Here is a 14135-nt window from a genome sequence, read left to right on the forward strand (position 1 = left end):
GGGGATTGATTCTGCGACATATCATACTGGCCCTGACGGCGCTCGCCGCTGCCACCACGTCGCCCGCTGCCGCGCGGACAAGCGGCCCGGCCAGCATCGCGGATCATCAGCGCCAGTGCGCGGGCAAGGATGGCTGGAGCGATCCCGCCCCGCCGGTCCGCATCTTCGCCAATGTCTATGACGTGGGCAGTTGCGGCATCGCCGTTTTGCTGGTCGCCGGTCCCAAAGGGCATGTCCTGATCGACGGGGCGACGGCGCAGGCCGTGCCGTCGATCCTGCGCAATATCGAACGACTGGGCCTGGCGCTGTCCGACGTCAAATATCTGCTCTCCACGCATGAGCATATCGACCATGCCGGTGGCCTGCACGCCCTTCAGCAGCGCGCTGGCGCGACCCTGATCGCATCGGCCGCCGCCCGCCCCCTGCTGGAAAGCGGCGTCCCGGCCAGCGACGATCCACAGCGCGGCGGCATCCCCGGTTTCACCGGCGCGCGCGTCGGCCGCGTCGTCAAGGATGGCGAAATCGTCACGCTGGGTTCGCTGCGCCTGACCGCCCATCTGACGCCCGGCCATTCGCCCGGCGGCACCAGCTGGTCATGGACATCCTGCGCGGGCCGCTCCTGCCACGCCATCGTCTATGCCGACAGCCTCAGCGCCGTATCGGCGGACGGCTACCGCTTTACCGATCATCCCGCCTATGTCGCCCGCCTGCGCGCCAGCATCGCCAAGGTCGCAGGCCTACGCTGCGATCTGGTCATCAGCCCGCACCCGTCCGCCAGCAACCTCTACGAACGCCTTGCGGGCAAAGCCCCGCTGGTCGACGCCAAAGGCTGCGCCACCTACGCCGCCGCCGCGCGCAAACGGCTGGACGACCGGCTGGCCAGCGAAGCCGCTACGCCCCAAAAACCTGCCGGTTAGAGCTTGATGACATCAGCCTGACCCGCTCCGTCATTGCGAGCGCAGCGAAGCAATCCATGTGGCGCTACTATGGATTGCTTCGCTGCGCTCGCAATGACGATTCAGTATGAAGTCATCCCGCTCTGGAATCTCGCCGATCCTCCCCTTGCAGGGCAGGGTTTGTTCCTGCTAATTAGAAAAGTCCCTATTTCCGCCAGATAGAAATGTCACTGCCTGATGCAGCAGGGGCTGCGCGGAACCCTTCCAGCTTGTGCAGCGTAGCCCCTGCTGGTGCGCTGATCTGGCGATGGCAGAGCCCCGGACCCGCTGCTCTGCAGTGGGCTCCGTCACACGGGCTCGAGCAAACGCTGCGCAGCTTCGATCGGGCTGAGCCGGGGAAGGGGGGGACGGCCCCGCTTGCGCTTGACCGGTGCGCCTTCCTGCGGCTGCGGGGGCGGGAACATGTGTGCGCCCTGGGATCTTCGGCACGGCTCGTTGTTGTTGCGCTTCCTCGGCGGCAACATCTCTTGCATCGCCTTGGCCATCGCCAGCGCCGCATCGAGATGCTTGTTCTCAACTATCGCCGCCTGATTTACCTGCCGGATCTTGTCGAACACCCGGTAGGGCAGGACGTGTTCCTCGTGACGTATCTCGAGCCGGCCGTCAGGATACTCGCAGACATCGACCCGCTTGCCCGCCAGCGGTCGGCTGACCTGCGTAGGTTCGAGGATGATCAGCGCCTTGTTGTAATGCAGCGTCAGCGCCTGCGTCACCGTACGCTGCTCGCGCCAGACCATCTCGGCCTTGAGATCGTCATGCGGGGCAAGGGGGCGATGCACATCGCGCGGATCGAACGGCGCCTTGGCGAACCGCTGGTTGTGGCGCGCCATATAGCCCGGCAGGAAGGCGTTGGCCTCGGCAATCGTCGATATGCCATCGAGCCGCATCGCCTTGACCAGGCGGTCTTGCAACGTCCCGTTGGCGCGCTCGACCCGGCCCTTGGCCTGCGGCGAGTTGGCGCAAATGATCTCAATGTTGAGCGCTTCCAGCGCCCGGCCGAAGTGCGTCATGCCATCGCCCTTGGCCGAGGCTGTGTTGTTCCGAAACACGCCGTGCTTGTCCGAGTAGATCGCCACCGGCTTGCCGTGTGCCTCGATATAAGCGGTCATTGCATCCATGTAGGCGAACGTGTTCTCGCTCTCGACCATCCTGAGGTGCATCAGCTCGCTGGTCGCATCGTCGATGAAAACCAGCAGCGTGCACTGCGGTCCGCGATTCTCGAACCACCAGTGCTTCGAGCCATCGACCTGGATCAGCTCGCCGCGACAATCGCGGCGGTAGCGGGGCTGATAGGGTCGCGGGCGACGAGCATCGCGATCCTTCCACAGACCAGCTTCAATCATCAGTTTGCGCAGCGTCTCGTGCGAAATGGTGATCTGGTGCCGCTCGGCCAGATACTCGGTCGCCAGGGTCGGTCCGAAATCGGCGTAGTGCTCACGCACCAAGGCAATGACCCGCTGACGAAAGGCGTCGCTGTGACGCCGGTTGCTGGGGCGACCACGCCGCCGGGAAACAAGACCTTCGGGGCCCTCGGCCCGCAAACGAAGGAGCAATCGGCCGACCTGACGACGCGTCAATCCCAGAAGCGTCGCCGCATCTTCGACCCGCAGTTCGCGGCGCGTCACCCGAAGCAGCGTATCATACCGCGAAAGCTCGCCACGGTTCATGGCCACCACCGTCATAAGCGCATCCTCCACAGCAGAGGATGACCATGCCACCACGGACCGCGACCACCCATTGCAATGGGACATCTCTATTTTGCGGGATGGGACATTTCTACTTTGCGCTTACAGGGTTATCGCATATGAAAAAATCTTATGTTTAATCGTCATGCTGAACTCGTTTCAGCATCCATTTCTCGTCACGAACAGCGGCTTTTCGGGCACGATGGATTCTGAAATAAATTCAGGATGACGTTGTAGGGATGAAGAAAAGTCATATGCGATAGCCCTGCCTTGCAGGGGAGGTGGCATCGCGTAGCGATGACGGAGGGGTGTTACCCTCTCGACAGGGGGACACCCCTCCGTCTGGCTTGCAGCGTCAAGACGCTATCGCCCCTCACTTCCCCGGCGCACGATAAGGCACGAAGTCCCCCAGCGCGCAGGCGCCTGTCGTTACCCCCGTCATCAAATTGGCGCTGGTGGTAAAATCGCCCCGGCACAGCTGCGACCCGTAACTGCGCACGATCATCGTGTCGCCATAGGTCAGCCCGTTGCAACTGCCGATCAGGTCGTTGCGATAGACCAGCTTGCGGCTGACCCGGTAGAGCAGCACGCCATTGCTCACCACCGTCAGGCTGGTCTGCGATTCCCGGTTGATGCAGCTTACTTTCTTGCCCGCCACCTTGCCCGCCAGCGCCTTGTCCAGCGTGGCGACCTGCTTGTCGGTCAGGGGTTTGGGTTCATAGCTGCCGGTGCAACCCGCCAGCAGCAACGGCGTCAGACAGATCCAGGCACGCATCACGGCTCTCCAATCACTCTGCCCCTAAAACGGCAGCATAGGCTATTTTCCGTCAAGCCGCATCCTTGGCCGCACGCCGCTGCGCCAATTGCGCCACGTCGCGCGCCCGCATGAAGATATTGGTGTCCCGCTCCAGCGCGATCGTCGTCGGCACCGTCGCCTCGCCCCGCGCCCGCGCCGCTTCCACCGCCACCACTCGCGCGGCCAGCGCATCATTGTCCGGCTCCACCGTCACCGCGAACCGGCCGTTGGAAAGCGTATATTCATGCGCGCAATAGACGCTCGTTTCGCCCGGCAAAGCGCCCAGCCGCGCCATATTGTCGAACATCTGCGCCGCCGTCCCCTCGAACAAACGCCCGCATCCCATCGCAAACAGCGTGTCGCCGACGAACAGGATAGCATCGTCCGCCAGATGATAGGCGATATGCCCGGCGGTATGCGCAGGCACCTCCATCACCGTCGCAACATGGGAGCCGATCCGCACCGCATCGCCTTCGCCCACCATCCGGTCGAGCGTGCCGATCTTCGCCGCCTCCGCCGCCGGGCCAGTGATGACGCACCCGCCCCATGCCTCTGCCGCCGCCTTGATCGCCGCATTGCCCCCGACATGGTCGCCATGCCAGTGCGTGTTCCAGATCTGGCCGATCGTCCATCCCCGCGCCTGCGCCACTGCCAGCACCGGATCGGCCACCGCGGGGTCGATCACCACCGTCTCGCCACTGACGTCATCATGCATCAACCAGACATAATTGTCGGACAGCACGGGAATGCGGACCACTTCGATCATGGCGCTTACCAGACGCCTGTGTTGGGCATCGACGCCCAGGGTTCGGCCGGGTCCAGCCGCCCGTCCTGCAACAGTTCGATCGAAATGCCGTCGGGCGTCCGCACGAACGCCATATGCCCGTCGCGCGGCGGCCGGTTGATCGTAACCCCTGCGTCCACCAACCGCTGGCAAGTGGCATAGATATTTTCGACCTGGTAGGCGATATGGCCGAAATTACGCCCGCCATCATAGCTTTCCGCCGCGCTGCCATCGCTCTGCGGCCAGTTATAGGTCAGCTCGACCTGCGCATCCTCGTCACCCGGTGCAGCAAGATAAACGAGCGTGAAGCGCCCCTGCTCGCTGGAAAACCGCTTGACCTCTTTCAGCCCCAGCAGGTCGAAAAAGGCGATCGTCGCATCGACATCAGTGACACGGATCATGGAGTGCAGGAATTTGGGCAAGTCTCTCTCCGTTCGTCGCCATAAAGCAACGGTTCATCTCAGGAGTGGCAGGGCAGTCCTATAGATAAGCACGCGCATCAACCGAAGGAAGAGGGCAAAGCCAATGGCGATGGAAATGCGGGACAGGATCATGCTGGGCAGCGCGGCGCTGCTGGCGCTGGGCATGGTCAGCGGCGTCTATCTGCTGGGCGACGGCCTCAAGCGCGCCAAAGCCGCCGACCGCTCTGTCACCGTGCGCGGCCTCGCCGAAAAGGATGTGACCGCAGACCTTGCCACCTGGTCGATCAGCTATGCCGCCACCGGCAACGACCTGCCGACCGTGCGCGCTGACATCGACGGCAACACCCGCGAATTGAAAGCCTATTTCGCCAGTTTGGGTTTCAAACCCGAAGCACTGACCCCGGTGGGCGCGGGCGTGAACCAGTGGATCAACAATGGCGTCAATACCATCACCATCACCCAGCGGATGCTGCTGCGCACCACTGACATCGCGCGCGCCCAGCGCGCCGTGGCGCAGCAATTCGACCTCGTCCGGCGCGGCGTGACGTTACAGGAAGGGTCGGGGATGCGGTACAGCTTCACTGGCCTCAACGCCTTCAAACCGCCGATGGTCGCCGCCGCCACCCGCGACGCCCGCTCTGCCGCCGAACAATTTGCCAAGGACAGCGGTTCAGCCGTGGGCGGCATCAAAAGCGCGACCCAGGGCTATTTTTGATCGAGCCGCGTGATGGCGAAGGCGGCGAAGGCGCAGGCGACACGCCTTACAAAAAAGTGCGCGTCGTCACTACGGTGGATTTCTACCTTAATTAACAATGGCTTAAATATTTAGCCTGCTAAGTATTTTCACCACTTATCGCCGCATATGTCCATCTTGCTGTCTACTTTAGCGCAGCGATGATGGACAGGCTGGTCCCTGGCGAAACCGTCAGCAGCGACCACGCCGGCGTTCACGCCTGGAACAACGATCGTCATTGTCGCCAATGACTGCGCCGGCCGCGCCACCGATGACCGCGCCTTCGGCTGTGCCAAGTCCCGTCACGCTGCCCACCACCGCGCCGCCCGCGCCACCGATCAGCCCGCCGCGCGTCGCGCCGCGTGAACAGGCCGTCGTCGCCGTCGCTGCCACGACCAGCAGGCCGACCGCCGCATATTTTTTCCACTGCATATTCATGCCACTGCGTCCTTTTTCTCTATCCCGCTACAGTCAGGCGAACGGGCAGATGGCGTGGCGAGTTCCGTTACAAAGTCTTGCTGGCGGCGCTAACCCGCTGTCTTGCTGGCGGGCAGGCGCGACAGATTGTCCGCCGCCGCCTTGCCAGCGGGCGCGTCCGGGGCCAGCCGCACCGCCCGCGTCCAGGCGGACCGGGCAATATCCTCATGCCCCGTCAGCACCGCGATATTGCCTTCCTCCAGCGCTACCGAAGCATCGTCGGGCGACAATTGCACCGACCGCGCGATATGCGCCTGCGCCAGCGGCAACTCGCCCGACCGCCGCGCCAGCGTCGCCGACAACAGCCAGCCCAGCGGATCCCTGGGCGCCTGCTCCAGCGCCACGTCGATCGAATCCCGCGCACCCGCCCCATCGCCCAGCGCCACCAGCGCCCGCGCCCGGTCCAGATGCACTTCGCCCTTCTCCAGTCCGTCGGGCAAGCCGCGCGCCAGCGCCGCGTCGAACTCGTCCCGCGCCTTGGCCGCATCCCCGCTGGCCAGCGCAGCATTGCCCGCCTGCGCCCACAGCCTTGCGCTCTGCGCCATCTCGCCGCTGCGCTCGGCCTCTTCGGCCGCCTGCTGGAACGCGACGATGGCGGGCGTCCACCGCTCCGCCCGCGCATAGGCAAAGCCCATGCAATGGCGCGCGTAAAAACTCCCCCCCTCGATCCGCCATTTCTGCGCAAAGGCGACCCCGGCGTCCGGCGATTCGATTGCCTGATCCAGGCACGCCTGAAACGGCGCGGCATATTTGGCAGGGACGGGGATCCGCCCATCCTCCCGCGCGGGTGCCGCTGCCTTCGCCGGAACCGCCGCCGCCGCAGCAGCGCGCTCCTCCTGCTTCTGCTTGGCGCTGCGGTTCATCACCGCCTCTATTTCCGGGTCATAGGCCTGGGCCAGCAGCAGCATGGGCAGGAAAAAGGGCATCAGATACTGTCCAGCAATAGGGCGACGGTGCGGATCAGCAGGGCGATGTCGCCGTCGCGGGAAAGGCGGTGGTCGCCGTCCTTAATCAGCACCATCTGCACATCGGATGAACGCAGCCGCGCCGCCGTCCGCACCGCAATCTCCCACGGCACATCATCATCGGCCTGCCCGTGCAACAGCCGCACGGGGCAATCGATCGCAATCTCCCCGTCCAGCAACCGCAACGCCTGCCCCGACTGCCAGAAACCCAGCGTCGTCACATAGGGCTGGTCGCCATAGGGTGTCGGCTCCTCGATCCGCCCCTCGGTCGCCAGCAGCGCCTTGTCTGCATCGGTAAAGCCCCACGCGGTAAAGTCGGGTGCCGCCGCAATGCCCACGATCCCCGCGACCCGCTCCGGCCGCGCCAGCGCTACCAGCAGCGCCAGCCATCCCCCCATGGACGATCCCACCAGCAACACCGGCCCCTCGACCAGCCGGTCGATCGCCAGCAGCACATCGTCGCGCCAACTGGCCAGCGTGCCGTCCGCAAACCGCCCCTCGCTCGCCCCGTTGCCCGCATAGTCCATCCGCACCACGGCCCGCCCCTGCGCCGCCGCCCATGCGTCGAGCGCGATCGCCTTGCTCCCCTCCATGTCCGACATATAGCCAGGCAGGAAGATCAGCGTCGGCCCGGTCCCGCTGCGCTGGCGAACGGCCAGCCGCAATCCATCAGGCCGGACAAGCCATTGCAGCGGCTGGGGATTGGAAAGGGTCATGACCGGAACATCCTCATGGCAAACAGCGCAGCAGCGCCCTTAGACCGCTTTTGCCCGAAACCGGAAAAAATATGCACCCATGCGTTGACAGCCCCCAGACCAGCGGCTAGTTGCGCGCTCCTACCCCGTGCCCAGATGGCGGAATTGGTAGACGCACCAGCTTCAGGTGCTGGCGATCGCAAGGTCGTGGAGGTTCGAGTCCTCTTCTGGGCACCAATACTGGCTCTGGCAGCGTCCAGATAAGTCCAGTAAGCGGCTGGTTTCACAGCATTTCTTGACCGAAGATCGCCAGACACCGTCCGGCGAAATCCGGCTAAGGGCAACAGCAGCGACCACAAGATGTTGCTCTTTTTGTTGCCCTCGGATCGACCCGGCCTTGCTGGGAAAACGACCATGCTGACCTACATCCAGATCAATGCCGCCAAGCCGAGAGAGAAGGCTTGGACCCTGAGCGATTCTCAGAGCCTCTATCTTGTCATCCAGCCGAACGGTTCGAAGCTATGGCGCTTCAACTACCGTTTTCTGGACAAGCAGAAGAAGCTTCATCTCGGGGGGTGGCCAACCATAAGCCTCGCGGAGGCGCGTGTCCGGCGCGACGAAGCCAAGAAGAAGATTGCCGAGGGGATCGATCCGGCGCTGGAGAAAAAGCGCGCGAGGATCGCCGCCAAATATGCCGCGGCCAATACTTTCGAGGCGGTGGCGGAGGAATGGCTCGTCAAATGCGAGCGCGACGGCCTCGCGCCCGTGACTATCGACAAGATTCGCTGGTTGCTTGCCAAGGCCTATCCATTGATCGGCACCATCCCGATCGCGCAGATCACGCCGCATGAGGCGCTCGCCGTCCTTCGCAAGGTCGAGGCGACCGGGGCCTATGAGAGCGCGCGGCGCATGCGTAGTGTGCTCAGCCGGGTGTTCCGTTACGGCGTTGCGACCGTGCGGTGTGACAAGGACGTCGCAGCAGACCTGCGCGGTGCGATCGCCGCGCCTAAGGTGAAGCATTTCGCTGCAATCACCAAGCCGTCGGAAGTCGGCCAGCTGTTGCGTGCCATCGACGGATATCGCGGGCACAAGGTCACGATCATGGCGATGCGCCTGTCCCCGCACGTGCTGCTCCGCCCGGGAGAACTGAGACAGGCAGAGTGGACCGACATCGATTTCGACGAGGCGATCTGGTTCATTCCGGCGGAGCGGATGAAAATGCGGCGGCCGCACCGCGTGCCGTTGTCGCGGCAGGTGATCGCGATGCTGAAAGAACTCCACGAGCACACGCACTGGTGGAAATATCTGTTCCCGTGCCTCGGCAAGCCGCGCAAGGCCATGTCAGAGAATGCCGTCAACCAGGGCCTTCGCAAGCTCGGCTATACGACCGACCAGATGACCGCGCACGGCTTCCGGGCAATGGCCGCCACGTTGCTCAACGAAATGGGGCAGTGGAATCCTGATGCGATCGAGCGCCAACTGGCGCACGTCGATACCAATCAGGTCCGGCGCGCTTATGCGCGTGGCGAATATTGGGATGAGCGCGTGGAAATGATGCAGCACTGGTCGGACTATCTGGATCGGCTGCGGGATGGTGGAACGGTGCTGCGCCCAGACTTCAAAGCCGCACGCGCAATAGGTTGATCGTCAGCCCATCGCATTGTCGACACTAAGACGTGGCGGAGCCTCGCTTCGCCACGTCGTGCCGCCGCCCCATCAGCAGGCCGAGTGGCCGTCATTCCTGCTTGGAACTGCGATCGCAGGCAGCTATGATCGCGTTATGTTCCTTTCGTCGTCCCGTCCTGTCCTTAGCGATCCGACAGCCCTTTGCGCGCCCGCAGTCGATCCAGACGCCCTCGATTTCGTGGCGGTCGACGTTGAGACCGCATGCGGACGCGTTAGCAGCATCTGCCAGATCGGAATCGTCGGCTTCCGCGGGGGCGAGATTGCGTTTGAATATGAGACGCTGATCAAGACGACCACGGTTCTCGCGGTCTGCGCTGAAGAGCCTTTCGGCTATGTCCGCTACGACGCGCAATTCCGCAAAGCGCAAGAGTTGCAGGACCAGGGCAGCGGCATCGAGATTCTGAGCGCCGCCGCGCTCGCGTCGCGCTGCTCCGGCTTCTGAACACGACCCGGCCACCGACCCCAGTGACCCTCAGCCTCTCGCAAAAGCAGGTCCGACGTATCGTGCTCGCATCGCAGGGTTCGGCCAGCGCGAGCTGCCGCAAGCCAGCGCTTTGCAGCTTCGACGCACCCATGACCGGCTCGGGCTGTTCCAGATCGACAGCTTCAATGTCCTCACCCGGGCGCATTATCTTCCCGCCTTTTCGCGGATTGGGAATTACGATCCCGCCTTGCTCGAACGCGATGCCTGGGGCCCCAAGCGTCAGCGTCGCATGTTCGAATATTGGGCGCACGAAGCATCGCTGCTGCCGCTCGATCTCCACCCGAATCCGCGCTGGCGGATGGCCAAGGCTGAACGCGGCGAAGCGGGCTATGTCGGCCTTCGACGCTTCGCGACCGAGCGCCGCGCCGAAGCCGACGCGATCCTGGATCGAATCAGGATCGATGGCCCGCTCACCGCCGCCGCCTTCGAGGACGGCAAGAGCAGGAGCGGCTGGTGGGACTGGAGCCATACCAAACATGCCCTCGAATGGCTGTTCTGGGCCGACTTCATCACCACCGCAACGCGGCGCGGCAGCTTTGCGCGGGTCTATGACCTGCCTGAGCGGGTCATCCCGCAGGCTATCCGAGACCTTCCGACGCCCGACGCCGCCACGGCGCAGCGTCATCTGATCGACCGCAGCGCCCGCGCAATGGGCGTGGCGACTGCCTCTGACCTGCGCGACTAATTTCTGCTCAAGCCCAACGAGGGCGACCACGCCATTGCCGCGCTCGCCGAACAGGGCAGCTTCGTGCCTGTCAAGGTCCAGGGCTGGAACCAGAAAGCCTGGATGCACCGCGACGCAAAGCTCCCACGCCCTCGCCAGGGCGCTGCGCTGCTCGCACCATTCGATCCGCTGATCTGGGAACGCAGCCGCGCCGAGCGGCTGTTCGGCTTCCATTATCGGATCGAGATCTATGTGCCGCAGGACAAGCGCACCCATGGCTATTATGTACTGCCGTTCCTGCTCGACGAGGCACTGGTCGGGCGCGTCGATCTCAAGGCCGACCGCCAGGCTGGCGTGCTGCGCGCACACCGCATCGCGCTCGAACCCAACGCTCCGCCCGAAACGGTGGAACGGCTGACGATCGAACTCGACCGGATGGCCATCTGGCTGGGGCTGGCGTCGGTCAGCGTCGGCGAGATGGTCCAGGCGAGTTGATAGTCCGGCCCTATTCCTTCACCTTTGCTGGCATTCCACTGTCCCGGCACCGCTCTCCCGCACTTGGAAGTTCGCGCGCCGGTCCCCATATCGGGGAAGCAATTCCACAGCGACAAACGAGATCACGCATGGCCAATGGCTGGGCGCCCGATGGCGCCGTTCAGGAGCAGATCGACGACAGCATCAAGGATGCTCTTGATGCGGCGCGCAGTCGCCTGCCGAGTGGCGAAAGCTTCGAGGACTGCGAAGTGTGCGGTGAAGAAATCCCCAAGAAGCGTCGCGAGGCGCTGCCGGGTGCGCGCACCTGCGTTGCTTGTCAGAGCGAACGCGACCGCGCGTATGTAGCCTTCGGCGCGATCAACCGCCGGGGCAGCAAGGATAGTCAACTGCGCTGATGCGTCACGCGGCCGGTCCCCCTGGTCCCGTCGCCGGTCGCGTCGGCCAGTTCCGCTCAAGAAGGCATTTTCGGGAATAGGCCATAGGTCGGTCCAGAGCGGACCAAAGCGCGTATGTCCAAAAATGCTGCTGCCCTGCATGACAGGTTCGCAGCGTAGCATTAGGTGTAGCGCGACGATTACGGTGTCCGGTCGGCGTCAATTTTGATGGCCGATAGGTGGCCGCGCCGGTTGGTGAATTCTGGCTACCATTTGCTGTTGCGAGGAGCAACCGTCGAGCGACAATTACGACGCTGGGTAATTGTCGCTGGCGCTGGCCGGAAGCGAGGGTTTGAAGCGCATGGGATGGTTGGCATGTAATTGCCGCTGGCGACAATTACCCGTTGCCTCAGCAAGGGTGCTCCCGAGCGCGAAGCCAGCGACAATTATGATGGCCGGTCCGGGGCGCCATTGGGCGGGTCGTAATCGCCGGCGTTGATGCGGGCGACGGCGGAACGCTTGCGGTAGCTTTCGCCGTTCATCTCGATGATGGTCGAGTGGTGCACGAGGCGGTCGATCGCGGCGACAGTCATGGCGGGATCAGGGAAGACGTTGTCCCATGCCGAAAATGGCTGGTTGGCGGTAATGGCGAGCGAGTGGCGTTCGTAGCGGTGGGCGATGAGCTCGAACAAGGCGCTGGTCTCGACCTGGTCCTTGCGGACGTAGGACAGATCGTCGAGCACGATGAGATCGAACTTGTCGAGCTTGTCGAGCATGGCGGGCAGGCTGAGGTCGCGGCGCGCGGACTGGAGCTTCTGGACCATGTCGGTGGTGGAGCAGAACAGGACGCGCCGCCCCGTGTCGATGAGGGCATGGCCAATGGCGGCAACTGCGTGCGTCTTGCCGGTCCCACTCTGGCCGAACAGCAGCAGGTTGCCGCCGTTCTCGATCCAGTCGTCACCGGCGGCGAGGGACAAGAGGTGCGGTTTGCGGATGCCGGGGGCGGCGTCGAAATCGAAGGTGGCGAAGGTCTTGCCTGCGGGCAAGCCGGACTGGTCGCGATGGCGCTGGATGCGCCGGGAGGAGCGATCAGCCATCTCGATCTCGAGAAGCGAGGCCAGCAGGTTGGCGGCCGGCCAGCCATCGCGATCGGCGGTGTCGGTGAGGCGCTTCCAGTTGCGGTTGATGCTCGGCAGGCGCAAGGCCTTCAGCAGGGTAGGCAGTACGGCGGCGGCCTGATCCTTGGTGCGGGTCATCAGTGCACCTCCCCGCTGGCGATCAGGCTGTTGTAGCTGTGCAGATCGGGTGGCGGGATAGCGACATCGCGCTGCGATCTTGCGGTTGGCAGGAACTCGTCCCTGAGGCTCTCGACATCGGGCAAGCGCCCGCTGTCGAGAGCCTCATCGATCCGCCGGGCCAGCACGTCGACACAGTCGCCCCTGGCGGCGATATCGAGCAGCGCGACGGCATCGCGGCAGGCCTGCCGTCCATCGAGTTGGGCATCGAAGGCTTGCCAGGCCCGCCGGTAGGCGTGATCGGGGAAGAGGGCTTCGCGGTAGACGAGGTTGCGCAGTGCACCGGGCTTGCGGCGCAGGTTACCGATCATGTGCCGGAAATCGATGCTATGCCCCCGGTGGGGATGACTGATCCGCACACGCGGCGTGGACATTACCCTGTCCGGGCCGAGGAAGAGCTCGATGCGATCGTCAAAGAGATGCGCGTTGAGGCGCCGTCCGACGAGGCGGGAAGGCACCGAATAGGTAACCCGATCGATGGCGACGGTGCCGTTGCGGGTGACATCGACGGTGACCATGGCGAAATCGGTGGTTCGCCTTGCGGGCAGCGCCTTGAGTACCCTGCGTTCTGCATCGATGCGCGCAGCATGCCGCCGGTTCTGTCTGGCGACCTGCGCCTCAACGAACTCGCGCCAGGCCTCGATGCTGACGAAATCGCGGCTGCCCCGCCGGCGTAAGGCCTGATCGAGCCGTCGCTTGAGATGGGCATGGGGACCTTCGATCGATCCGTTCTCGTGCGCCTCGCCGCGGTTGTTGCGGGTAGCAAGCATGCGGTAATGACGACACAGCTCGTCATAGCTTCGGGTGAAATCCCGCTGCGCATCGGCGTCGAGGTTTTTGTAGGCGGCTGACAGGGAATCGCTGCGGTGTTCGGCCGGCGCACCGCCCAGCTTCCACAACGCATCCTGCAGGTGCTCCGAAAGGGCGGCAAAGCTCTCCCCGCCCAGCACGACAGCCGCATGCTCCCAGCCACTCGCCGCCAAGCGGAAGTGGTAGAGGCGATAGGCCAGGGTCTCGCCGGCAACAGTGACCTTGAGACTGTCGCATACCGTGAAATCCGACAGGCCCTGCCGACCGGGCTCATGATGCTGCGGGAAGAAGATCTCCTTCTCGCCGCCGTGCAGTGCCCGCCAGCGGGCGATCCGGCGTTCCAGTGTTCGTCGTATCGCATCGGGAACAGCATCCTCGCCGAACTCGTCCTGGAGCGTCTCGAAGACCGTGACGGCAATGATACCGTCGATCTGGAGCAACTCCTCTATACGTGGCCAGAATGGCTCGAGCGGATCGGCGCGGGTGCGCCAGTGGCGCTCCTTCTTCTTCTGGGACGGAAGCTGCGGATCGTTCTCGATCCGGCGTGCGCTGCGTTCGCTGATACCGGCCTTGGCAGCCGCGACGGCCTGGGTGTGTTGGCGACGATGGGTCATGAAGAGAAATACCTGCTGATCGGAAATGTGGTGGCCCGGCATCGCAAACCCATCGCTCGTTGTTCGATGAGTGTTCCGATACCACCGCCCGCCACAGCCCCGATCTGCCCCCCGAAAGAAGGGGAAAAAGATCGCCACCGGTTGTCTGGTCCGCTCTCCGGTCGGGGCTGCGCCCCTCCCTACGATCAGACCAGACAACC

At 64.0% G+C, this 14135-nt stretch carries 13 protein-coding genes, 1 tRNA gene and 3 pseudogenes; 8 read left to right on the forward strand and 9 right to left on the reverse strand.

What is annotated here, in order from left to right; translation table 11 throughout:
• The first annotated feature begins 5 nt into the window (after positions 1-5).
• The gene (gene bla, locus SPBM01_RS18420; RefSeq protein ID WP_262504255.1) at positions 6-917 is read left to right on the forward strand and encodes a subclass B3 metallo-beta-lactamase; all 912 of its coding nucleotides are present in this window, start codon (positions 6-8) and stop codon (positions 915-917) included.
• A 326-nt stretch (positions 918-1243) separates the two neighbouring features.
• Here the strand turns inward: bla and SPBM01_RS18425 are convergent, their stop codons facing one another.
• A complete protein-coding gene (locus SPBM01_RS18425; RefSeq protein WP_188062959.1) occupies positions 1244-2638 on the reverse strand; it encodes an ISNCY family transposase in 1395 nt (464 codons plus the stop codon).
• On the opposite strand from SPBM01_RS18425, the gene SPBM01_RS18430 reads away from it, so the two are divergent.
• A complete protein-coding gene (locus SPBM01_RS18430; protein ID WP_188062960.1) occupies positions 2622-2870 on the forward strand; it encodes a hypothetical protein in 249 nt (82 codons plus the stop codon). The genes SPBM01_RS18425 and SPBM01_RS18430 overlap by 17 nt on opposite strands.
• 144 nt (positions 2871-3014) lie before the next feature.
• On the opposite strand, the gene SPBM01_RS18435 is transcribed toward SPBM01_RS18430, so the two are convergent.
• Genes SPBM01_RS18435 through SPBM01_RS18445 form a run of 3 tightly spaced genes read right to left on the reverse strand, consistent with a single transcriptional unit; the run spans position 3015 to position 4643 of the window.
• Positions 3015-3416, reverse strand: coding sequence for a hypothetical protein (locus SPBM01_RS18435; RefSeq protein ID WP_188062961.1), 402 nt, complete (start codon positions 3414-3416; stop codon positions 3015-3017).
• A 52-nt stretch (positions 3417-3468) separates the two neighbouring features.
• Positions 3469-4203 (reverse strand): hydroxyacylglutathione hydrolase, encoded by a 735-nt coding sequence (gene gloB / locus SPBM01_RS18440; protein ID WP_188062962.1) that lies wholly within the window; start codon positions 4201-4203, stop codon positions 3469-3471.
• Positions 4204-4208: 5 nt separating this feature from the next.
• Complete coding sequence (locus tag SPBM01_RS18445; protein ID WP_188062963.1) at positions 4209-4643, reverse strand: VOC family protein; 435 nt, start codon at positions 4641-4643, stop codon at positions 4209-4211.
• A 103-nt stretch (positions 4644-4746) separates the two neighbouring features.
• Between SPBM01_RS18445 and SPBM01_RS18450 the strand changes: the two are divergent.
• Positions 4747-5453 (forward strand): annotated as a pseudogene (locus tag SPBM01_RS18450) (SIMPL domain-containing protein).
• 115 nt (positions 5454-5568) lie between these two features.
• Here SPBM01_RS18450 and SPBM01_RS18455 read toward each other — a convergent pair.
• From SPBM01_RS18455 to SPBM01_RS18465, 3 genes are all read right to left on the reverse strand, one after another.
• The gene (locus SPBM01_RS18455; RefSeq protein WP_188062964.1) at positions 5569-5814 is read right to left on the reverse strand and encodes a hypothetical protein; all 246 of its coding nucleotides are present in this window, start codon (positions 5812-5814) and stop codon (positions 5569-5571) included.
• 89 nt (positions 5815-5903) lie between these two features.
• The gene (locus SPBM01_RS18460; RefSeq protein ID WP_188062965.1) at positions 5904-6779 is read right to left on the reverse strand and encodes a tetratricopeptide repeat protein; all 876 of its coding nucleotides are present in this window, start codon (positions 6777-6779) and stop codon (positions 5904-5906) included.
• On the reverse strand, positions 6779-7534 hold the full coding sequence (locus SPBM01_RS18465; RefSeq protein ID WP_188062966.1) for an alpha/beta fold hydrolase: 756 nt from the start codon (positions 7532-7534) through the stop codon (positions 6779-6781). Before SPBM01_RS18465 ends, SPBM01_RS18460 begins: the two co-directional genes overlap by 1 nt.
• Positions 7535-7663: 129 nt before the next feature.
• Here SPBM01_RS18465 and SPBM01_RS18470 point away from each other — a divergent pair.
• The 5 genes and pseudogenes from SPBM01_RS18470 (at position 7664) to SPBM01_RS18490 (ending at position 11237) form a co-directional block, all read left to right on the forward strand.
• A tRNA-Leu gene (locus tag SPBM01_RS18470) sits at positions 7664-7750 on the forward strand.
• Between the two features lie 177 nt (positions 7751-7927).
• The gene (locus SPBM01_RS18475) at positions 7928-9157 is read left to right on the forward strand and encodes a tyrosine-type recombinase/integrase (protein WP_188062967.1); all 1230 of its coding nucleotides are present in this window, start codon (positions 7928-7930) and stop codon (positions 9155-9157) included.
• Positions 9158-9377: 220 nt separating this feature from the next.
• Positions 9378-9485: pseudogene (locus SPBM01_RS22255) on the forward strand (3'-5' exonuclease); the annotation flags it as partial.
• 268 nt (positions 9486-9753) lie between these two features.
• Positions 9754-10842: pseudogene (locus tag SPBM01_RS18485) on the forward strand (winged helix-turn-helix domain-containing protein).
• A gap of 128 nt (positions 10843-10970) precedes the next feature.
• Positions 10971-11237 (forward strand): DksA/TraR family C4-type zinc finger protein, encoded by a 267-nt coding sequence (locus tag SPBM01_RS18490; RefSeq protein ID WP_188062968.1) that lies wholly within the window; start codon positions 10971-10973, stop codon positions 11235-11237.
• Positions 11238-11662: 425 nt separating this feature from the next.
• Here SPBM01_RS18490 and istB read toward each other — a convergent pair whose 3' ends face one another.
• Both istB and istA read right to left on the reverse strand, forming a co-directional pair.
• A complete protein-coding gene (gene istB, locus SPBM01_RS18495) occupies positions 11663-12472 on the reverse strand; it encodes an IS21-like element helper ATPase IstB (protein WP_007686496.1) in 810 nt (269 codons plus the stop codon).
• Positions 12472-13935: an IS21 family transposase gene (gene istA, locus SPBM01_RS18500; protein WP_164522016.1), complete on the reverse strand. Its 1464-nt coding sequence runs from the start codon at positions 13933-13935 to the stop codon at positions 12472-12474. Before istA ends, istB begins: the two co-directional genes overlap by 1 nt.
• Positions 13936-14135 lie beyond the last annotated feature (200 nt).

This window comes from Sphingobium sp. KCTC 72723 (genome assembly GCF_014280435.1).
Classification (GTDB): domain Bacteria; phylum Pseudomonadota; class Alphaproteobacteria; order Sphingomonadales; family Sphingomonadaceae; genus Sphingobium.